The sequence below is a fragment of the Kibdelosporangium persicum genome (genome assembly GCF_013280595.1).
Classification (GTDB): domain Bacteria; phylum Actinomycetota; class Actinomycetes; order Mycobacteriales; family Pseudonocardiaceae; genus Kibdelosporangium; species Kibdelosporangium persicum.
Genome location: NZ_JAAATY010000032.1, coordinates 79,710 through 99,822 on the forward strand (window position 1 = coordinate 79,710; position 20,113 = coordinate 99,822).

Genomic DNA, 20,113 nt, shown 5'->3' on the forward strand with positions numbered 1-20,113 from the left:
GCGGCGGCGTTCACCGACCAGGCCCGTAACGCTCAGGAACGTGCCGAGCGGCATGCCGAGCAGGCCAAGAAGTGGCGTCAGACCGCCGAAGCGCACGCGCGTGCCGCGGCGGATCTGGCTGAGGCCGCGCGGGTGCAGATGGAGGCGGCCAAGGACGCCGCGGCCCGAACCAAGGCCGCCCGGCAGGCTGCTGAGGCTGCGGAAGCGCAGGCGTGGGCGGCGGCGGAGCGGACCCGTCAGCACCGCATCACCGCTGAGCGTGAGGCGGCGACAGCCGCGGCGCAGCGGGCGATCGCGGAACGGGAGCGTGCCAACGCGGCCGCCGCACGCGCACGAGCCGAGCAGCAAGCGGCTGTCGCACGTGCGATGCGTGGTGAAGCGGAGGTCCAGGCCGGGATCGCGGCTGGTGCCCGTCAACGTGCGGAAGCAGCGGACGGCGTTGCGGCACAGGCGGAAACCAACGCCCGCAACGAGGAGAACAACGCCAAGGCGAGCCGTGACAAGGCTTATCAGGCTGAGCGTGACCAGCGGGCAGCAGAGGCCCGTGCCGCTGCCATGGACGCCATGGCAGCAGCCGCTCGTGGCGGCCCGCACGCCGAGACTGCCCAGAACGCGGCCAACGAAGCTCGCGGCGAGGCTTTGACGGCTGTGGGCGCCGCTGGTGCTGCTCGTAACGCGGCGAACATCGCGACCGGTGCCGCCGCTGGTGCTCGTGGTGCTGCCACCGAGGCAACTCGTGCCGCGGCACGCGCTCGCGCCGCCGCGCAAGCGGCGCAGGCGGCTGCCGCTCGGGCGAACGCGGCGGCGACCAAGGCGGAAGCCGAGGCCGCGGCAACCCATGCGGCAGCGCAGCGAGCCAACTCCGCGGCTTCGGACGCGACGTTCAACGAGGCCAAGGCCGCTGAAGCCGCGCAGAACGCGGTGAACCTGGCCAACCAGGCGGCGGGCGAGGCGATGCAGTCGCAGATGTCCGCCGAGCGGACGAAAGCCGAGTCGGACGCCGCCGCCCATGAGGCGGTTTCGGCGGCGACTCAGGCTGCCTTGGCGCTGCAGGCCGCATCGGCGGCGAAGTCGTCCTCCTCGGCGATCACCGAACCCGCCAACACGGCGATCACCGTCGTGGCGCCGTTCACCGGCCAGGACATCGACGCCGACTTCGTCGTCCGAGTCGCCGAACAGGCCCGCGCGGTCGGCGCCGAGCAAGCCGCAGCCGCCGAACGACGCGCCGCAGAGGCCCTGGAGGCCGCACGCCTGGCCCAGGAAGCAGCCGACCGGGCCGCGGCCGAGGTCAAACCCGCGTACGACGCGGCGGCCGCAGCGGCCAAGTCATCGGCTGCGGCAGCACGTTCCGCTGCCGATGCCCAGAAGGCAGCCGCGGAGGCCGCTGCGGACGGTGCGGCAGCACGTGCCGCTGCGGCTCGGGCCAACCAGGCCGACGCCCAGGCCCGGGAGGACGCCCGCAAGGCACGGGCAGCGGCCAACGCGGCAGCCAACGACGCCGCGATCGCCGGACGGTCCGCGGCCGCGGCGGAGAACGACGCTGCCGCGGCGCGGTCCGCGGCCACCAAGGCGGAAGCCGACGCGTCAGCCGCTCGCGGGGCGGCTGACCGTGCCGAAGTCGACGCGGCTGCCGCGGTAGCCGCGGCCGACAGCGCCCAGAAACACGCCGACAGCGCGGCGGAAGCAGCCAAGAACGCCTACGACGCGGCCGTCGAGGCAGGCAAAGCAGCGGACCGTGCTGAGGATGCCGCGCGTAAGGCCGAGGCGGAACGGCGGAGGCAGCAAGCCGAGAACGGGGAAGGCGACCCCGGACTGTCCGCTGAGGACGAAGCCCGGTTCCTCAAGGACCTGTCGCCGGAAGCGGCCGACGAGTTCCGGAAGGCGGCGGACCTGGCCAAGCAGGGGCTCATCGACTTCATCATCGAGAACGGCGGGCAGATCCTGCTCGACGAGATCGGGTACACCGACGCCAAGAAGTGCTTCGGTGAAGGCGATGTGGCGGCCTGCCTGTGGACGGTCATCAACGTCGGTTCGCTGTTGACGCTGATCGGGAAACTGCCCCAGGTCGGCAAGGCCATCGCCAGGATCGCGGCGGGACTGGCGAAGTTCCTGGAAGGTTCGGCCGCGGGCAAGAAACTGCTCGACACGATCCGGCACATCGCGGACAAGTACCGCAAGCTCCCGCCGTGTGCGGGCGGCAGGGCGCAGCGGGCGGCCACCGACGACCCGGATCCCGAAGAGTGCATCGTCACACCATTGGGCCTGGGACACACGGGCAAGCACACGAATCTCAGCATCAGCGAGAAGATCGCGATGGAAGAGGTGATGTACAACCCGAAGGCGGGCGAGATCCTGCCGATCACCCTGAACGACCCCAGGTGGCCGTCGAGCAAGGGCTGGGTGAAGATGGCACAGGAGGTCAACGGTGTGCGGATCCACTACCTGTACAACAGGGTCACTGAGCAGTGGGACGACTTCAAGGTCAAGGGCGTGGGTGATCCGGATTGACGGAAGAGCGTGATCGAGAGGCCGTGGAGCACATCCGCGGCTCCGAGCTGCCGACGGAATGGCCCGCGGGGACGCTGCCCGCGGGAACCCGCGTGCGCATCGTCCGCGACCCTTCGTGGGACGGACCGTGGGCCCGTGAGTTCTACGGCGTCATCGACACCACGGGCGCGCCCGAACCGGTCTCCGAATCGGAGTGGAAGTACTGGGTGACGTTCGACGAACCCGAGTACGACGCGGACGGCGACGGCCCGTTCCGCAAAGCCCAGATCTGGGGCAGGTACGTGCAGGCAGTGTGAGAAATGCCGGTGGCGAGTTCACGCTCGCCACCGGCATACTGTTCGGCATGACTCTGCTTGAGGAGCTGCCCGCGAAGCGCGGATGAGCACGCAGCTGTGGGTGCGCAGCCGCACCGAGATAAAGCGTCAACGCCGCAGAAAAGCCCACTCCTGCTGGGACCACCTGATCATCGCGCCCCTCTGGCCCCTGCACGGCGCCAACCTGGGGACGCTGTTGCGTACGTGCGATGCCGTGGGTGCTTGCCTTGCGGTTCCCCGGTTTCCGTGGGTTCCGCAAGCTTTGGAGATCGGCAACACGTTACGGCGGCCTTCCTGCGTGCACTGGGTCAACGATCCGCTTCGCTGGCTGGCTTCGCAGCGTTCGGCGGGGTCCGAGATCGTCGGCGTGGAGTTGACCGACGAGTCCATCCGCCTGGCGTCCTTACCTCCTGCTCGCCGCCGCACGGTCGTGGTCCTGGGGCATGAACGCTCCGGCATCCCCGCCGAGGCAACCGCTTTGCTGGACGTGGCGGTGGAAATCCCGATGGTCGGCACCGGCATGAGCCTCAACGTGGCCGTCGCCGGTTCGCTGGTCGCCTACAAGCTGGCCGGTCTCGTGTGATCACTGATCAACGCTCGCCAGGCGGGTCCGGGAATCACGAGGGTTCCGGCGTTGCGGTTCTTGGTATCGCGAATCGCGACTGAGCCTGGGAGGTAGGCGACTTCGACGCACTCGGAGGTCGACTCGCTGTAGCTGGACTTGCGCCACTGGGCTGTTTCAAGATCCATGTTGTCTCAGCTTCTGTCGTAGGAGGCTGCCTTGGCAGCGAGGAACTTCACCGATTCGGGTGGCTCCAGTGCCGCCTTCACCAGGGTAGTGGTCGCCTCGTGGAAGGGCGCTACGTCTTTTGGCTCGTCTATGAAGGCGGACGAGCGCTTGTGCTCCAGCAGGACGATGGATCGATCCTTGGCGAACTCCAGGGTCACGTATCCGCCTTCGAGGCCGGTGTGGCTCCCATGAGCGAACGGGATCACGCGGACCTCGATGTGGGGGAGTGCGGCCAGGTCGATGATGTGCCGGAGCTGTTCCGCCATGATGGCCGGGCTGCCGATGGGGCGGCTCAGTGCGGCTTCGTCGACGATCGCCAGGTACCGCGGCGGGCGGAGACGGCGGAGGATCTCCTGGCGGCGCAGCCGGATCTCCGTGCGCGACTCGATGAGCGGGCTGGGCACCTGGCAGGAAGCCATGAACGCCCGGATGTAGTCGGCCGTCTGCAACAAGCCCGGTATTCGAAGCATCGCCGCATGCACGATGCGAGTCGCCTCCGACTCGAAATTGATGAGAGCACGAAGGTGTTTGGACAGGTCAGCGTCGGTCGTCTCCCACCAGCCAGGGAGGTCCACTTCGCGGGCCATCGCGAGCAGGCGTTCTCGTTCGGTGCCGGTGACGCCGTAGACCGCCAACAGCGCCGCCATGTCCTCGGAATCGATGACGCGGTTGCCGAGTTCCATGCGGTTCAGGGTTGCGGGGGACAGGCCGACGCGTCTCGCTGCTTCGCGGGTGTTCAGGCCCGCCGTTGTCCGCAGGTCCTTCAGTTCGGCCGCCAGGCCTCGGATTCGGGCGGTGCCGCGCTTCTTTGTCATGTGCGGATTTCATCGTGTCGATCATCCGCGTCGCCATTACACGATCGAGGCACTTGTCTCCGGTGGCGGGACGTGAAGTCACCTCATGACGGGTCCGCGTGCAGGGTTATCGTCGTCCAGGCTCCGATGTGGATTCTGTCGCCGTCCTCCAGGGTCCTGGGGGTGTTGGGTTTCAACAGGTCTCGTCGGTAGTTCAACGTTGTTCCGTTGGCCGAGTTGATGTCCACGATCGCCCAGCCGCCGTCTGCCTCCGCCACGAGCAGGGCGTGCAGGCGGGAGACGCCTGGGTCTTCGGGCGGGCCGGTCAGGTCGATGTCCGGCTGGATTCCCCGGGTCGCGCTTCGGCGGCCGATGCTCACCTGCTCGCCGTGGAGTTCGAAGTGCCTGTCCGGGCAGTACGGCGGGAAGACGATCGAGTCGGCGTCCGGGCCGCCGTCGGCTTTCACGCTCTCGTAGTACTTCCGGTCCGCCGACACCACCACCGACCATGTCCTTGGGCCGGACGGCACAGGCGCGGGTTCAGGTCGTGGTGCCGCGGGTGCGGCGAGGGAATCAGCTCCGCAGTCCTCGCAGAAGCGGTCGTCCAGGGGTGCCCCGCAGGACGGGCACGAGCGGGAGACCGGGTCGGGGACAACTGGCGCCGGTGAGGACGCTGCCAGGCCGCAGATCTCGCAGAAGCCGTCATCACCCCACGAGTGCTCACACGTCGCCATCAGTTCTCTCCGGACTTCCGGCCGACCCGCTTGGTCACCGAGGACCTGCTCTCCAACGTCATCGCGTCGACCGTCGCCACGTCGCGCTTCAGCCGGATCGTGCCGTCCGCCGGGTCGACGACGTCCACCACTTTCGCCAACAGTTTGGCCGTGTCCTCGTGGCCGGACTCGTGCGCCAGTTTCACCGCGCGGCCGAGTTTCGCCGTCGCCGTCTCGATCTGGCCCGCGCGCTGGGCTTCCAGGCCCTCCTCGATCACGGTCGCCAGTTCGGCCTGGCCGGTGTAGTGCGCCACTTCGGGGTTGATCTTCGTGGACAACGCGGTGTCGTCCGTCCACACCGCCAGGATCTGCCCCTTGCCCAGCACGTCACCCGACGGCGACACCAGGCTCACGCGTCCCGCCAGCATCTTGTCGCCGATGGCGGCCGGCTGCACCTGGATGCACACGTGGTAGTCGCGGCTTTCCGAACCCCAGGCGCCCGTGGGGTAATCGCCGCTGCGGGGCGCCGATTCCACGCGGCGGGACGTCAGGTCCGTCAGCGTCGGCTCGACCTGTTTGACGAACTTCACGGTCGCGCCCTGCGGAGTCCACAACCGCAGCGACACGTCCGCGACCTCTTTGCCCATCGCGTTCGACGTCATCGCGCGGAAGTCGTCCGCCAGACCCGACGGGTCGGCCACGATGTCGACCGTGCCCAGCAACGCCGTCGCGATCTTGCGGAGTTCCTTGACCTCCCAGTCGGTCCCGACGCCACGGCAGTCGCAGACGAACTGGCCCGCCACGTCTTCCAGGATCCGCTCGAGCTTCTTCGGCCGCTCGTGCACGTTCTGCCCGTCGGTCAACAGGATCGCGTGCCGCAACGGGTTGCGCTGCGTCGCGAACAGCTCACGGGCCAGCAGCAGCCATTCGCCCATCGCCGTGCCGCCGTCGGCGCGCAGGGCGTTGACAGCCCGCTTGGCCTCTTCGCGGGACAACGCCGTGGCGGGACGCATTCCCAGTCTAGGCGGGTACACGAGATCCGCACGCTCGGAGCCCGACACCACAGCGAAGTTCACGCCGTCGCGCAACGCGTCGATCGCCGCGTTGGTCGCCGCCTTCGCGGCGGCCAGCTTCGTCGGCGGATGGTGCATCGAGCCCGAGGTGTCGATGATGATCACCTCGGCCGCCGCGGCCCCCGAGGAGGCGACAGGCGCGGCACTCCCGGAGGCCGTCACCGTCACGATCGCGTTGACCTCGGCGGCACCTTGGGGCAGGTACTCGTTCTGATAGACCTCGATCTGGAAATCCGTCACGGCACTTTCCCCTCAGTGTCCATGCTCGGTCCCGCAAGCGGACCTTCGACCGGAATGACCACAACGGTGATGTTGTCGTGCCCGCCGAGCTCGTTGGCGATGCTCGTCAGCTCGGCCGCCACCTTCAACGGTTCCGCGTCGGAGACCTTGGCCGCCAACGACTCCGCCTCCGGCAGGTAGTTCCACAGGCCGTCGCTGCACAGGATCAGGCGTCCCGGCGCCTCCGGCTGCAGAACCGTCACGTGCGGCGGCGCCTGTTCGGCGTCCGCGCCGACCCACCGGGCCAAGGCGTGCGCGTTCAGGCTCGCCGCGGCTTCCGCCTCGTCCATCCCGGCGGCGACCAGTTGTGCGACCAGCGTGTCATCCGTGGTCAGGCGCCGGGAAGGCACATCGGGGGAGGACGGCACCCAGTACGCCCGGCTGTCGCCGATCCACCCGACGGTGATCTCCGACGGCGTCACGACCGCCGAGACGAAAGTGCATGACGGTGCCGTATCGGGAGAATTCGGGCGCGCCAGTTCACCGACGGCCGCGTACGCCGCCGCGGCCCCGTCCTCAGTGGCGGCACGCGGCGTCGACTCGGCCAGCAGCGAGTCCACAATGGCCTCTAGAGCCGCGTCGACCCCGGCCTGGGACGCGGCGTCGGCCCGTTCGGTCGAGCCGACTCCGTCACAGACCACGGCGACGACCGACCGCGGCGCCCCCGGCGGTCCGACCACGCCGAACGCCATCGAGTCCTCGTTCCGGGCCCGCGCGCGGCCGCGGTCGCTGACCCCGGCCACGAGGTCGAGGTCGTACTCCATCCGGTCGCGGCCGGTCGGCTGCGCGCGGCCGCAGGTCTCGCAGTAGCCGTCGTCCCCCACTGAGGAACCGCACCCCACGCAGCCGGCCACGGTGACACCGCCGACGCGGCCGATCGGCCCGCCGGACGGCGTTCTGCGCAACTGGAGACTGCCACCGCAGTTCTCGCAGTAGCGGTCGTTCGCCTCGGCGTGCTCTCCGCAGTCAGGGCAGTTCACGTGCTGTTTCTCCCGCTCAGATCCAGGTTTTCGGCCGGATCCGGTTGGCATGGTCGACCAGCGCGATGCGCTCCCGGCGGGTGGCGGCTTGCCGGGCGAGGGTCCGATACCACTTTTCCAGGCCGCGCCGGAGGTCGTCTTCGGCCAGCCGGCATCCCAACACCGTTCCAGATGTCCCAGGCGGCCCGTCACGCACCCATGAGTAAGCGGATTCCAGCAGGTCACGCGCTGCTTGCGCACGCCGCGTGTCGTCCAGGTCCAGCTGCGCGAGCTGCCCGCCGGCCGCGACGAGGTCCTGTTCGGTCAGTCCGGCGGAGCGCGAGATCCCGGTCCGTGCCCTGATCGCCGCCAGTTGCGCGGCCAGGTGGTGGATGGAGGTTTCCGGCACGGAGTTCAGGACGTCCACGGCCTCATGTCGTTCCCCCTTGGCCAGCAGCGCCCGCGCGAGACCGAACGCGGCGCTGATGTACGACCGGTCCGTGCGCCACACGATCCGGTAGTACCGGTCCGCGTCCACCATGTCGCTGGACGCCTCCGCGCACGCCGCGACAGCGAGCTTGGGCGCGGCCTCACCAGGAAGGATGTCGTACACGGTCTCGAACGACATCCGCGCCTGAGCCGCGTTGCCCGCCGCCAGCGCCGCGAGCCCGCGGTGCCAGGGCAACCGCCAGTCGCCGGGTTCACACCTGGCGGAGTTCAACGTCTTCTTGGCCGCCGCCTCGTCGCCCAGTTCGATGTACGCCCGCGCCAGGCGCAGCCGCACCTCCACGCTCTGCAGCGGCGCGGCCTGGAGTTCCTCGACGAGTTCCTGCGTGCTGGTGGTGGTCACGCCCGCGAGGAACGCGGCGCCCGGGTCGGCCGCGTCGATCCGGGGGATCGGCAGCGACGAGGCGATCACGGCCAGGTCGGGTGCTGTGCCGTCGACCCCGAAGCTGCGGCGTTCCGGGGTGAACTCGACCGAGATCCCGGGCCGTGGCTGGCCGTCCTCGGCCGCCGCGACCTCGCGGAACACGCCTTCCAACTGGTCGCGCATGTCCTCGGCGGAGGCGAAACGCTGTGCCGGGTCGTTGTGGGTGGCACGCAGGAGCAGCCGGTAGTACGACTCGAACTCGCCCAGCAGAGGCTGTTCCGCCGCGCCGGGCAACGACGTCTTGTACGTGGCGTGGAAGTCGAACGGGAACGTCATCACGGCCAGCGCGCGGCCGACCGTGTAGATGTCGGTCACCGGCGACGGCAGTTCCTTGCCGACTTCAGGCGCCTGGTACCCGGTCGTGCCGTAGATCGGGCTGTCCTCGTCGTCGACGTGCCGTACCGCGCCGAGGTCGATCAGCTTGAGCTGTTCCTCAACCTGGATCACGTTGTCCGGCTTGAAATCGCAGTACACCAGGCCCTGCCCGTGCAGGTAGCCCAGGGCGGGCAGGATCTCCAGGGTGTACGCGATCGCCTGGGTCAACGGCAGGCACGCGGTCTGGTCGCCCTGCGTGCGCAACTGCTTGACCATGTCCTTGATGGAGGTGCCGCCGACGTACTCCATCACGATGTAACCGGTGGTCGAGTCGCCGTGCTGGTGCTCGACGAAGTTGAAGATCCGCACGATGTTCGGGTGCTCGACCTGGGCCAGGAACCGGCGTTCGGCCATCGCGGCGGCCATCGCGTCCGCGTCCCCGGTGTCCAGCAGGCCCTTCAGCACCACCCAGCGGTCGGCGACGGCGTGGTCCAGCGCCAGGTAGATCCAGCCGAGCCCGCCGTGGGCGATGCAGCCGAGCACTTCGTACTGCCCGGCGACGGCGTCGCCGGCCTTGAGCTTGGGCGTGAAGTCGAAGTGGTGCCCGCATTTCGCGCAGAACCCGGTGACCCGGCCGGGCCTGCCCTCCCGGCCACGGCCCACCTTGGCGCCGCACTTGCTGCAGAACCGCTTGTTCTCGGGCACTTCCGGGTTCTCCAGCACGGCTTCGCGCGGATCCCGTTTGGGCACGATGGGAATGTCGACGATGCCGCGGCCGAGCAGACCGCGCCTGGCCGACCGGGCCGAGCCGCGACGCGAGCGTGCCGTCCCACCGCTGCCCGCCGTCGGTGCGCTCCACGCGGTCGGACGGCTCGACGCACTCGTGCGCGCCGACCCAGTCGACCCGGTCAAACCGGTCGGCACGGCCGCAGGCGCCTCAAGACCGCACGTGTCGCAGAAGCCGTCCTCGTCGATCGCTCCATCGCACCCCGAGCGCGGACAACTGGTCATGAGGCAGCACTCCTTTTGTCCTGCAGTGCTTGCTGGTACCGATTGACCGCTCGGGTCGCGGCGGGAAGATCACAGGGCGTGGCGTACAGCACGCCATGGGCGATCCGGTGCAGTTCGGCGAGGCCGAGGTCTTCGGCGTGCCCGAGCCGGTTGGCCTTGGCGCGGTATGCCTCCAGACGTCCCCGCAACTCCAGCCGGCGGTCGAGCAGGCCCGTCACCGTTCGCAGCTGTGTCCTGGCTTCCGCCAACGCACTGGTCACATCCCGTTCCAGGCCCTCCAGCCCGGACGCCAGTTCGCGCCATTGCCCGGCGCGCCACAGTTCCGGCAACTCCGTGAGCCGCGCCCGCAGCGGGCCCGCCAGGTCCGTCGGTTGCGGCAGACCGGGGGAGGCGATCTTCTGCATCACCGTGGCGTACGCGACCTGCGTCTCGCCGTAGGCGCCTTCCACTTCGCCGAGCAGGGCCTCGATCCGGGCCATCCGGTCGTCGAACGTGTCCTTGGCCGAGGCGAGCCTGGCCAGCCTGGCCCGGACGTCGGCCAGGTCGGCGGCCAGGCGGTCCGGTGCCTGGGCCGTGTCGACGGCCAGCGGATCGGTGAGCGCGAGCTGCCTGGTCCGCGCCAGTTCCGCGGCGATACGGGCCAGTCCGGGGTCCTCGACGCCGAGCGACGCGGCCAGTGTGGACGCCGACCGCACCTCCGTCTCCAACGGATCGATCACGTCGACCGTCGCGGTCCACGCGGTGTCCGCGGCGGCGAGCACCTCCGTGATCGCCTTGTAGGAGGCCTTCATCCGCTCGACCAGCTCGGTCAGCGTGACCCGCTCGGTCACGACCGCCGGGCCGGTCAGGCTGCGCTGGTCGATCGGCAGCTGCTGGGCGTTCAGCTCGACGACCGGATCGGTCAGCAGCGCGCCCAATGCGCCGAGGTCCCTGCGGTCCATCAGCTCCTTCGCGTGCTCGACCATCCTGCGGTGCAGGTTGAACTGCTCCCACAGCACGGTCATCGCCGCGCTCGCCTCATCCCAACGCCGTTTCGTCACGCCGGTCAGCGTGGCGTTGCGCAGCAGCTGATGGCCCGCGTGCGAGTCCATCGCCACCAGGGCGTCGGCCATCCGGTCGCTTTCCTCGCTGAGCCGCCGCAACGCGCGGTCTGCTTCGTCATGGCTTGCCACGGCGGATCAATCCTTGTACCGCGGCACAGGCGGAGCGGGCGGCGGTCCGGGGATCAGCTCGTCCAGCCAGCGCCCGTACGAGGCCGCCCACGTCCCGTTGGCACGCACCTGTTCCAGCACACCGTTGACGAACCGGACGAAGTCCTCGTTCGCCTTGGGAATGGCCATCCCGTACGGTTCCGCGGCCAGCGACGGGCCGACGACCTCGGTGTACCGGTCCTGCGCGGCCATCCCGGCCAGGATCACGTCGTCCGTGGACACCGCGTCGACCTGGCCCTGCTGCAACATGACCAGGCAGTCGGTCCAGTCGGACACCGACACCCCGATCGGCTTGGACGGCGCGTTGGCGATGTTGCGCAGCGAGGTCGACGACTTCGTCGCGCAGACCCGTTTGCCGCCCAGCGCGTCGATCCCGGTGAAGCCGGAGTTCTTCCTGACCAGGACCTGCTGCTGGGCCTCGTAGTACACTGCGGAGAAGTTCACCTCGACCAGCCGGTCGCACGTGATGCTCATGGTCCGCACGACGATGTCCACGTCACCGGCCTTCAACGCCGGGATGCGCTGGTCCGAGGTGATCGCGCGCAGCTGGATGGCGTCCGGGGTGCCGAACAGGGCACTGGCGATAGTGCGGGCCATGTCGATGTCGAAGCCCTGGATCTCGCCGGTGAACGGGTCGCGGAAGCCGACGTTGTAGGTGTTCTGGTCCACGCCGACGATCAGTTTGCCGCGCTGGACGATCCGCTCCATCGTCGATCCCGCGGGCATCGCGCCGGGCTGCGGCATCGGGTTCGGCGGACGCAGGCTGGCCAGCTTGTCGCCGCACTCCTGCACGGCGGCGGTCGGCGGCGTGGTCAGGTCGGCGGCGTTCGCGGGCTTCGGGACCACGGCGGTGACCGACGGGATCGTGGTGATGTCCGTGCCGGTCGTACAGCCCATGACCATGACCAGGATGGCGGCCGATACCAATGCGAGTCTCATCGGTACTCCTTCAGCCGCTGCCAAAGCCCTGCCGCCGCACCGGCCGCGACCACCACGGCCAGCAGCGACACCACCACGACCGTGCCACCGAGCGCGCCGCTCGCGTCCTGGACGCGGGCGTTGAACGCGCCCCTGGTCCGGTCGATCGCCTCCCGCAAGTCTGTATCGAGCTTGTCGAAAGCGGGACCGGAACCTTCCGGAACCGCCGCGATCGCCAGCCGGACCGCGGCCGCGTAGTTGCCGCTGTCGTCCTGCCTGCGGATCTCGCCGTGCGCCCGCAACCAGGCCTCGGTGTTCGACCGGGCCGAGCCGACCTCGGCGGACACGGCACCGTCGGTCGCCTTGCCGCTTGCCTCGTTGAGCAGGCCGGTCAGCTTCCTCGTCACCTGGACGAAGTCGTCCTCGTAGACCTTGCCGGTGCCCCGGGCGACCAGGGTCAGCGTCTCGTCGGCGCGGGCCTGCAGGGTCGCGATCCGGGCCCTGGCCAGCACGTCGACCTGGGCCGATCCTTCGACCCGGCTGTCGTCCACGCCGGCGATCACGCTGAACGTCGCGACGGCCACCCACAGCAGCGAGATCACCGCAGCCACCGTCGCGGCGACCAGGCCGACGTTGAACACGCGGTTGGTCCGCCGCCGCACGTACACCTGGGCGAGGACCAACACGCCCAGCACCGCCAGGCCCAGCAGCAGCTCGGCGACCGGGAACCCGCCCGCGCGGTCCTGGTCGGTGGACACGCGGGCGACCTCGCCGTCGTAGAGCTGCTGCGCCGCGGGCAGCAGTTGAGTGCGCATCAGGGTGGACGCCTCACGCTGGTAGGCGATCCCGAGCGGCAGCCCCTGCCGGTTGTTCACCCTGGCCGTCTCGACCAGGCCCGTGTACACCGGCAACTGCCCGGACAACGTGGCCAGCGGGCTGTTCGGCGCCGTCACGTCACTGGGTTCTCGGGCCGCCACCGCGATCGCCAGCGCGTTGCTGGCCTGCGCGATGTCCTGCTCGAAGCGGGCCCGGACGGCGGGCGGCTCCAGACCGCCCGCCAGGAACGCGCCGCTCGCGGTGGCGTCCGCGTCCGACAGACTCCGGTAGATCTCCTGCGCGGCCACGCTGAGCGGGCCGCTGCGGCTGGCCAGGTCGGCCAGCGCCTGCGCCCGGCGCTGCACGCTGATCGCGCTGAACACGCCCGCCGTCACACTGACGACGACGAGCAACAACGCGAGCGCGCCGAGCACACCCGGTGTCGTGCGCGCCAGTTCCGTGACCTGTCGTACGGGTCCGGTCTTCAGGGTTCGGTGACTAGTGTCGGTGCTGGTGATCGTCATCAAGGATCCCCGTGAACATCGCTGCGACCACACCCCTCGCTACCCGGTGAACGCCCCGTTGCCGGAGATGATCCCCAACACTAACCCGAGGTGTTAAGCGATGAGCCCGGATCGCAGCAACACCGGTGCCCCGATGTGATGGATCAGCCGCTGAGCAGCGCGGTGATCTCGGCCGTGAGGGCCTTTTTCACCTCTTCGGGTGCGTAGGAGACCTGTACGGCGGTGTTCGCCAGTTCGGCCAGTTGCGCTCGGTCGTAGCCGAACACCTCATGACAGAGCATGTACTCGTCGTTGAGGGTGGTGTGGAACATGCCGGGATCGTCCGTGCCGAGCACGACCGGCACGCCCGCGGCGACCAGCCTGGGCAACGGGTGGTTCTCGATCCGGTCCGCCGAAGGCCCGCTTGCGGGGTCGAGCGTTGACAGCGCTTTGGTGCGGATGTTGGACGTCGGGTTGACCTCCAGCGCGATGCCGTGCTCGGCCAGGTGGTTGACCAGCCGGATGTCCTGGATGGCGCTGATGCCGTGGCCGATGCGTTCGGCGTGCAGCTCGTTGACCGCCGCCCAGACGGTCTCCGGACCGGTCGTCTCGCCGGCGTGCGGCAGGCAATGCAGCCCGTTGTCCACCGCGACCGCGAACTGCTCGCGGTACCACTCGCGCGGCACGCCGATCTCCGGGCCGCCCAGGCCGAGCCCGACCGTGCCTTCGGGGCGGTGCTTCAGTACCCAGTCGAGGGTCTTCGGGCCGCCTTCCCTGCCCAGTACGCCGTCGATGTCGAACACCCACGCGAACTCGACACCGTGCTGCTGTCGTGCCAGTTCACGGGCCTCGGTGAGGGCTTCGGCCAGCTCGTCCGGCGCGATTCCGTTGCGCAGGTGGGAGGTCGGCGTGACCGTGACCTCGGAGTAGCGGATGTTGCCGGCCGCCTGGTCCCGTGCCAGGCCGAGCAGCAGCGTCAGCACGTCCTGCCCGGTCCGGACGAGGGCGTCGACCTTGATGTAGTTCTCGATGAAGTGCGCGAAGTCGCGGAACTCGTAGAAGTCGCGCAGTGCCTGCTCCTCGGTGGGCACACCGCCGTCGGGATGGCGGCGGGCGAGGTCGAGGACCGTTGGGACGGAAGCGGATCCCACCAAGTGGACGTGCAGCTCGACCTTGGGCAGCGCGGCGACGAAGTCTTTCATTGCTCGGAAGTCCTTGCCAGTAGCCGGGAAAGGGACACACGTGTGCTGCGGGCGTGGTCCGGCTACGGAGCGAGGTCACCCCGCTCGTGGTCTTCTCCGTACAGCGGAAACTCCGGCATGGCTCCAGCATAGGGTTGACGTCAAGGCGTTTGGGGACTGAAATGCCACAATGGACTCACTGGAGCGGCCATTCGGGGACGTCACGTGGCGTAAGGCAGCTCGGCGGCTGGTGCCGTACCTGGGGTTGCTGTACTTCGTCAACTACCTGGACCGGGTCAACATCGGTTTCGCGGGCCCCGCCGGGCTGTCGAAGGAACTCGCGCTCAGCGCGACCGCGTTCGGCTTCGCGTCGGGCATCTTCTTCATCGGTTACCTCATCCTCGAGGTGCCGAGCAACCTGGCGCTGCACAAGTTCGGCGCGCGCCGGTGGATCGCCCGCATCATGATCAGCTGGGGCGTGATCGCGACCGCGATCGCGTTCGTGCCCAACGCGACCGTGCTGATCATCCTGCGGTTCCTGCTCGGTGTCGCGGAAGCCGGGTTCTTCCCCGGCATCATCCTCTATCTCACATACTGGTTCCCGGCTCGTTACCGCGCGCGGATGGTCGCGTGGTTCATGGTCGCCATCCCGGTCTCCAGCGCGATCGGCGCGACCATCTCGGCGTTGCTGATCCGGCACGGCGACGGCGTCTTCGGCCTGGCGGGCTGGCGGTTCATGTTCCTCGTCGAGGGCATCCCGGCGATCCTGCTGGCCTTCGTCACCTGGTTCTTCCTCACCGACCGGCCGACCGAGGCCAAGTGGCTCACGCCCGAGGAAGGCAAGTGGATGCAGGCGCAGCTGGACGCCGAACGCGCCAAGACCGAACAGGAGCACCACTGGCCGTTGCGCAAAGCCTTGACACACGGGCGGATCATCGGTCTCGCGTTCGTCTACTTCGGAAACGTCTACGGCCTGTACGCGCTCGGGTTCTTCCTGCCCAGCATCATCGCCGGGTTCCAGCAGCAGTTCGGCACGACGTTCTCGATCGTCGAACGTGGACTGATCACCGCGGTGCCGTACGTGCTCGGCGCGATCGCGATGGTGTTCTGGGCGCGGCACGGCGACCGGACCGGGGAGCGGGTCTGGCACGTCGCGCTGCCGATGATCGTCGGCGGCGTCGCGATCCCGGTCGCGCTGTACCTGGGCAGCCCGTTCGCCGTCATGGTGGCGGTGAGCATCACCGCGATCGGCATCTGCTGCGCACTGCCCACGTTCTGGGCGCTGCCGTCCACGTTCCTCGCGGGGACGGCGGCGGCGGGCGGTATCGCGCTGATCAACTCGCTGGGCAACGTCAGCGGGTTCGCGGCGCCGTACATCACCGGCGGGCTGGAGGATCTCACCGGTTCGCAGCGGACGGGGCTGTGGGTCGTGGGCGCGGTGATGATCGCCGGTGCGCTGCTCGCCGTCGTGTTGAAGGCCGCGCCCCAAAAGGGAGCACCCCAAAAGGGATCAGCACAGGAAGGATCAGCACAGAAGGGATCAGCACAGAAGGGGTCGGCACAGCAGGGATCAGCACAGAAGGGGTCGGCACAGCAGGGATCAGCACAGAAGGGGTCGGCACAGCAGAATGCGACTTCTGGCGCCTTGACTGAGGAGTCGGACAAGGTGAAGGGTGCTGACTGACTTGGTCTGAACACACTTTTGGGGGTTGCCTTGCGGCGCCTACTGTCCGTGTTAGCGGCTGTCACTGTGGCGTTACCCGTCGTTCCCGCGATCGCGCATGCGGCGCAGGGACCGGTATTCAAGGACGGTCAGGCACAGCCGGTGTTCGACCCGGCCGATGTCGTGCGCGAGAGCCTGTGGGTGACCGCCCCTGTGGACAGCGATCGTGACGGCAAGGACGACCTCGTGCACGTCGAGGTCGTCCGGCCCCGCGCGACCGAGCAGGGGCTGAAGGTCCCTGTCGTGTACCAGGCTTCGCCGTACTACGCGGGCGGTAACGACGTCGCCAATCACAACGTGGACGTCGAGCTGCATTCGCCGAGCTGGCCGGGACACCACCGCCGTGGCACGGCCGGTGACGAACGTGTCGCCGCGGCCGTCGGCCCGAACCCGGCCATCACGTGGCGTTACGAGCAGTACTTCACCGCGCGTGGTTTCGCTGTCGTGTACGCGGAGTCGTTGGGCAGCGGTCAGTCGACCGGGTGCCCGACCTCCGGCGGCCGCAACGAGACCATCGGCGCGAAGTCCGTTGTGGACTGGCTGAACGGGCGCGCCAAGGCGCACGACGCCAACGGCGCCTCGGTGAACGCCAAGTGGACGACCGGAAGCGTCGGCATGATGGGCGTCTCCTACAACGGAACGCTGCCCAACGCGGTGGCCACGACCGGTGTGCGCGGGCTGGACGCGATCGTGCCGATCGCCGCCATCTCCAGCTGGTACGACTACTACCGCCAGGACGGCGCGGTCGTCGCGCCCGGCACGTTCCAGGGCGAGGACCTCGACGTGCTGGCCGAGTACGTCTACACCCGGGCGGACAGGGAGATCTGCAAGCCGGTCATCGAGGAGATCCGGCAGAAGCAGGACCGGATCACCGGTGACTACAGCCCGTTCTGGCACGAGCGCAACTACCTCAAGGACGTGCACAACGTCCGCGCCGCCACGCTCGTCGTGCACGGCCTGAGCGACTGGAACGTCAAGGACCTGCACGCCGAACAGTGGTACGAGGCGATCAAGAAGGTCGGCGTGCCGCACAAGATCTGGTGGCACCAGGGTGCGCACGCGGACCCGTACAACATCCGCCGCGACGAGTGGCTCGTCACGCTGAACCGCTGGTTCACCCGGTACCTGTACAAGCAGCAGAACGGTGTGGAGTCCGAACCGCGCGCGACCATCCAGCGTGAGGACAAGTCCTGGGTCGAGGAAGCCGAATGGCCGGCCCCGGGCACGTCCGACGCCTCGCTGTACCTCGGCGCGGGTGGTTCGGCTCGTGGTGCCCTCGGTGTGACCCGGACGCGTGACTCGGTCGAGGAGTCGCTGACGGACGATGCGACGAAGACGGCCGAGACCCTGGTCAACGCGGACACGTCACCGCACCGCCTGTCGTACTCGACCGGCGTGACCAAGAAGCCGGTCCGGTTGTCCGGCCGCGGCAAGGCCGACCTGCGGGCGTCGTTCAGCCGTCCGGCCGCGAACGTGACGGCACTGCTGGTCGACCGGGCTCCGGACGGCACCGGCAAGATCGTAACCCGGGGCTGGACCGACCCGCAGAACCGGCTCAGCCCGTGGCTGACGGTGCCGGTCACGCCGGGCCGGGAGTACTCGGTCGAGGTGGAGTTCGAACCGAAGGACTACGTCTTCGCGGCCGGCCACAGGATCGAGTTCGTCCTGCTGTCCAGCGACTACGACTACACGCTGCGGCCGAAGCCGGGCGCGGGCATCTCGCTCGACGTCGACGACACCGCGCTCGACTTGCCGATCGTCGGGGGCAAGCGGGCGCTGCGCGACGCGCTGTAACAGCTGCCGGAAAAGGGTCAGCCTGGGCCGATCGGCCCAGGCTGACCCTTTTCGATGAGACGGAGGTCTCACTCCGGTAATACCTTCTCCTCAGCCGATGTTCAGCCTAGCGAGGCACTCTGGCCTTGGCGCGGCTGTCGGGGGCCGCCAGAACGACGTGGAGGCGCGAAATGCTGCGCAACGAGGTGATCAACTGGGACACCGCCAGCCGTCAGGGCGGCCGGCGGTTCAACGCGGACGCGGTGGGCGCGTCCAAGGACGGCGAGAACGTGGTGTTCGCGCTGGCAGACGGCATCGGCGACTCGCTGTGGGCGGGCGAGGCCGCCCGGGTCGCTTCAGGCGTGGCGGCCAGGACACCTGTCGCCGCGGGCCCTGTCGAAGCGGTACTCGCGGCGCAGCGCGCGCTGGAAGCCATGAACACGGGTGCTGACGCCGTGCTCGTGGTGGCGATGCCGTACGCGGACGGCTACCAGGTCGCGTGGGTCGGGGATGCGCGTGCGTACACCTGGGACGGCACCGAACTCACGCAGGTGACCAGCGACCAGACGATGGCCGAGTACTTCCGGCTGCACGACTCGATCCCCACACCGCGGATGGAGCACGTGGTGACGAACTCGCTGCGGACGACGTCCGAGGAGCGGATCGGCCGTGCCACCGTGACCGACTTCAAGAGCCTGCTGCTGTCCAGCGACGGCGTGCACAAGGTCGTCTCGCCGGAGACCATCCAGGCCGTCCTGACCGAGCAGGGAACGACCGCTTTGTCCCGCGTGTCCACATTGGTGGAGACGGCGATGGTGCTCGGCGGCACGGACAACGCGACTGCCGTCCTCGTCACCACCCAGTAAAAGCCCTCGTGAGTGTTTATCGGTGTTCTAACCCCGATAAACACTCACGAGGGGGTTTCACCAGACGCGCAGGAGTTTGGTGCCGTGCGGCGGGATCGTGGCCTCGAACCCGCCGGAGTACCGGCCGAGGTACTTGTCCGCCCACACGTCACGGACGTGCTGGTGGCCGCCGAGACCGAAGTCCTGCCAGTTCGCCTTGACGGATGTGGCCTGCGAGCCGAGGTTGAACAGCGCGACGGTGTACGAGCCGTCCTTGTTGCGTGCCCACCAGACCGGCTGCTCGGAGTTCGGGTCGACCGGCCTGGCCGGGCGGCCCTGCTGGTTGAGTGCGAGCACCTCGCGGTTGGTCAGCAGTTTCACGCCCAGATCGTCCAGTTTGGTCACGTCGTCGCCCACGTACAGCGGGGACGCGGTGATCGCCCAGAACGTCATGTAGCTGTACCGCTCGTCGACGGTCAGGCCGTCCATCTCACCGTTGCCGACGTTGAGCGTGTCCAGGTCGTGCCAGCCGCCCGGGCCGGAGTGCCGGATCCACGGCGGCAGGTCCTTCCACCGGTCGTCGACCGAGTTCTCCCACGTCACCAGGGTCGGGCAGTAGCACTCCACGTCGGTGTCGATCCGCCAGCCGTTCGAGGACTTCTGCCAGTCCCCGATGTAGGCGATGTCGATCGACCACGAGATCTCGATGTGCACTTGGCGGCCGGTCTTGTCGAACGCCTCGCGGTATGCGGCGATCTCGTCGCGGTTGTCGTACTGCGGGCCGCTCTTCCACGAGCCCGGGCCGACGCCGTCGATCTTGAGGAAGTCGTAGCCCCAGTCGGCGAACATCCGCGCGATGGAGTCGATGTACTTCTGCGAGCACGGATTCGAGAAGTCGATCTTGTACGAGCTGTCCCAGCCGTTGGTGGTCCGCAGGTCCGGGTACACCAGGTCGTGCGTGCTGCAGCCGGGCGCGTCCTTCACCGGGAAGTCACCGTTGTCGTACACGCCCTTGGCCAGCCCGACCGGGATGTAGATGCCCGCCTTGAGGCCCTTGTGGTGGATGTAGTCGGCCATCCACTTCATGCCACGCGGGAACCGCTCCTTGTTGGGCGTGGGGCGGCCGTACTCGTCATAGCCGAAGTTCCAGTTCCAGTCGGCCCACCAGCCCGCGTCCATGTTGACGTACTCGTAGCCGTACTTGCGCAGCTTCGAAGCGATGGCGTCGGTCTGCTTGACGACGTTGGCCTCGTTGAGCCAGCTGTAGTCGCCCTTGGGGTTGAGCCCCGGGTGCTTGCTGGACTGCATGCTCCAGCTGCTCCAGCCCATGTAGGGCTTGGCAGCCGGCTTGTCCGGGCCGTGGCTCTCGGGCTGCGGCGCCGCGGCCGCCGGTGCCACGAGGCCCACCGCGAGCACCGCCCCGGCCAGGCAGGTGAGGGATCTCTTGAGCATCGCG

General features: G+C 68.6%; 16 protein-coding genes and 1 pseudogene. 6 read left to right on the forward strand and 11 right to left on the reverse strand.

All coding sequences use genetic code 11. The features are described 5' to 3' along the window. The 3 genes and pseudogenes from GC106_RS47190 to GC106_RS38240 all read left to right on the forward strand — a co-directional run. A pseudogene (locus tag GC106_RS47190) lies at positions 1-2,508 on the forward strand (hypothetical protein); the annotation flags it as partial. A 23-nt stretch (positions 2,509-2,531) separates the two neighbouring features. Then, positions 2,532-2,804 (forward strand): hypothetical protein, encoded by a 273-nt coding sequence (locus GC106_RS38235; RefSeq protein WP_217281471.1) that lies wholly within the window; start codon positions 2,532-2,534, stop codon positions 2,802-2,804. A gap of 82 nt (positions 2,805-2,886) precedes the next feature. Beyond that, on the forward strand, positions 2,887-3,405 hold the full coding sequence (locus GC106_RS38240) for a TrmH family RNA methyltransferase (RefSeq protein ID WP_173140688.1): 519 nt from the start codon (positions 2,887-2,889) through the stop codon (positions 3,403-3,405). On the opposite strand, the gene GC106_RS38245 is transcribed toward GC106_RS38240, so the two are convergent. From GC106_RS38245 to add, 10 genes are all read right to left on the reverse strand, one after another. Next, complete coding sequence (locus GC106_RS38245; RefSeq protein WP_173140690.1) at positions 3,381-3,572, reverse strand: DUF397 domain-containing protein; 192 nt, start codon at positions 3,570-3,572, stop codon at positions 3,381-3,383. The genes GC106_RS38240 and GC106_RS38245 overlap by 25 nt on opposite strands. 6 nt (positions 3,573-3,578) lie before the next feature. Further along, entirely contained in the window at positions 3,579-4,427 is an 849-nt protein-coding gene (locus GC106_RS38250) for a helix-turn-helix domain-containing protein (RefSeq protein WP_173140692.1), read from the reverse strand. 83 nt (positions 4,428-4,510) lie between these two features. Then, entirely contained in the window at positions 4,511-4,909 is a 399-nt protein-coding gene (locus GC106_RS49550) for an FHA domain-containing protein (RefSeq protein ID WP_312873215.1), read from the reverse strand. 230 nt (positions 4,910-5,139) lie between these two features. Continuing rightward, positions 5,140-6,432 carry a vWA domain-containing protein gene (locus GC106_RS38260; RefSeq protein ID WP_173140696.1) on the reverse strand — a complete coding sequence of 431 codons (1,293 nt, stop codon included), beginning with the start codon at positions 6,430-6,432 and terminating at the stop codon, positions 5,140-5,142. Then, complete coding sequence (locus GC106_RS38265) at positions 6,429-7,451, reverse strand: protein phosphatase 2C domain-containing protein (protein WP_312873216.1); 1,023 nt, start codon at positions 7,449-7,451, stop codon at positions 6,429-6,431. Before GC106_RS38265 ends, GC106_RS38260 begins: the two co-directional genes overlap by 4 nt. Positions 7,452-7,467: 16 nt before the next feature. Then, positions 7,468-9,687: a serine/threonine-protein kinase gene (locus tag GC106_RS38270; RefSeq protein WP_173140700.1), complete on the reverse strand. Its 2,220-nt coding sequence runs from the start codon at positions 9,685-9,687 to the stop codon at positions 7,468-7,470. After that, complete coding sequence (locus tag GC106_RS38275; protein WP_173140702.1) at positions 9,684-10,859, reverse strand: hypothetical protein; 1,176 nt, start codon at positions 10,857-10,859, stop codon at positions 9,684-9,686. The genes GC106_RS38270 and GC106_RS38275 overlap by 4 nt, the downstream gene beginning before the upstream one ends. Positions 10,860-10,865: 6 nt before the next feature. Continuing rightward, positions 10,866-11,837 carry a glutamate ABC transporter substrate-binding protein gene (locus tag GC106_RS38280; RefSeq protein ID WP_173140704.1) on the reverse strand — a complete coding sequence of 324 codons (972 nt, stop codon included), beginning with the start codon at positions 11,835-11,837 and terminating at the stop codon, positions 10,866-10,868. Continuing rightward, entirely contained in the window at positions 11,834-13,156 is a 1,323-nt protein-coding gene (locus tag GC106_RS38285; protein WP_246367776.1) for a GlnX family signal transduction membrane protein, read from the reverse strand. Before GC106_RS38285 ends, GC106_RS38280 begins: the two co-directional genes overlap by 4 nt. Positions 13,157-13,299: 143 nt before the next feature. Continuing rightward, positions 13,300-14,337, reverse strand: a complete 1,038-nt coding sequence (gene add, locus GC106_RS38290) for an adenosine deaminase (protein ID WP_173140706.1) — start codon at positions 14,335-14,337, stop codon at positions 13,300-13,302. 169 nt (positions 14,338-14,506) lie between these two features. On the opposite strand from add, the gene GC106_RS38295 reads away from it, so the two are divergent. The 3 genes from GC106_RS38295 to GC106_RS38305 all read left to right on the forward strand — a co-directional run bounded on the left by GC106_RS38295 (position 14,507) and on the right by GC106_RS38305 (position 18,678). Beyond that, positions 14,507-16,000, forward strand: coding sequence for an MFS transporter (locus tag GC106_RS38295; protein ID WP_173140708.1), 1,494 nt, complete (start codon positions 14,507-14,509; stop codon positions 15,998-16,000). Between the two features lie 30 nt (positions 16,001-16,030). Further along, complete coding sequence (locus GC106_RS38300) at positions 16,031-17,833, forward strand: Xaa-Pro dipeptidyl-peptidase (RefSeq protein WP_376777807.1); 1,803 nt, start codon at positions 16,031-16,033, stop codon at positions 17,831-17,833. A 170-nt stretch (positions 17,834-18,003) separates the two neighbouring features. Continuing rightward, positions 18,004-18,678: a PP2C family protein-serine/threonine phosphatase gene (locus tag GC106_RS38305; protein WP_173140712.1), complete on the forward strand. Its 675-nt coding sequence runs from the start codon at positions 18,004-18,006 to the stop codon at positions 18,676-18,678. Positions 18,679-18,735: 57 nt separating this feature from the next. Here the strand turns inward: GC106_RS38305 and GC106_RS38310 are convergent, their stop codons facing one another. After that, entirely contained in the window at positions 18,736-20,109 is a 1,374-nt protein-coding gene (locus GC106_RS38310) for a glycoside hydrolase family 27 protein (RefSeq protein ID WP_173140714.1), read from the reverse strand. Positions 20,110-20,113 lie beyond the last annotated feature (4 nt).

Coding starts and splice junctions, on each gene's coding strand:
- GC106_RS38305 (WP_173140712.1), top strand. CDS start 18,004: ATGCTGCGCAACGAGGTGATCAACTGGGACACCGCCAGCCGTCAGGGC.
- GC106_RS38295 (WP_173140708.1), top strand. CDS start 14,507: ATGGACTCACTGGAGCGGCCATTCGGGGACGTCACGTGGCGTAAGGCA.
- GC106_RS38240 (WP_173140688.1), top strand. CDS start 2,887: ATGAGCACGCAGCTGTGGGTGCGCAGCCGCACCGAGATAAAGCGTCAA.
- GC106_RS38245 (WP_173140690.1), bottom strand. CDS start 3,572: ATGGATCTTGAAACAGCCCAGTGGCGCAAGTCCAGCTACAGCGAGTCG.
- GC106_RS38285 (WP_246367776.1), bottom strand. CDS start 13,156: ATGACGATCACCAGCACCGACACTAGTCACCGAACCCTGAAGACCGGA.
- GC106_RS38270 (WP_173140700.1), bottom strand. CDS start 9,687: ATGACCAGTTGTCCGCGCTCGGGGTGCGATGGAGCGATCGACGAGGAC.
- GC106_RS38310 (WP_173140714.1), bottom strand. CDS start 20,109: ATGCTCAAGAGATCCCTCACCTGCCTGGCCGGGGCGGTGCTCGCGGTG.
- GC106_RS38250 (WP_173140692.1), bottom strand. CDS start 4,427: ATGACAAAGAAGCGCGGCACCGCCCGAATCCGAGGCCTGGCGGCCGAA.
- GC106_RS38280 (WP_173140704.1), bottom strand. CDS start 11,837: ATGAGACTCGCATTGGTATCGGCCGCCATCCTGGTCATGGTCATGGGC.
- add (WP_173140706.1), bottom strand. CDS start 14,337: ATGAAAGACTTCGTCGCCGCGCTGCCCAAGGTCGAGCTGCACGTCCAC.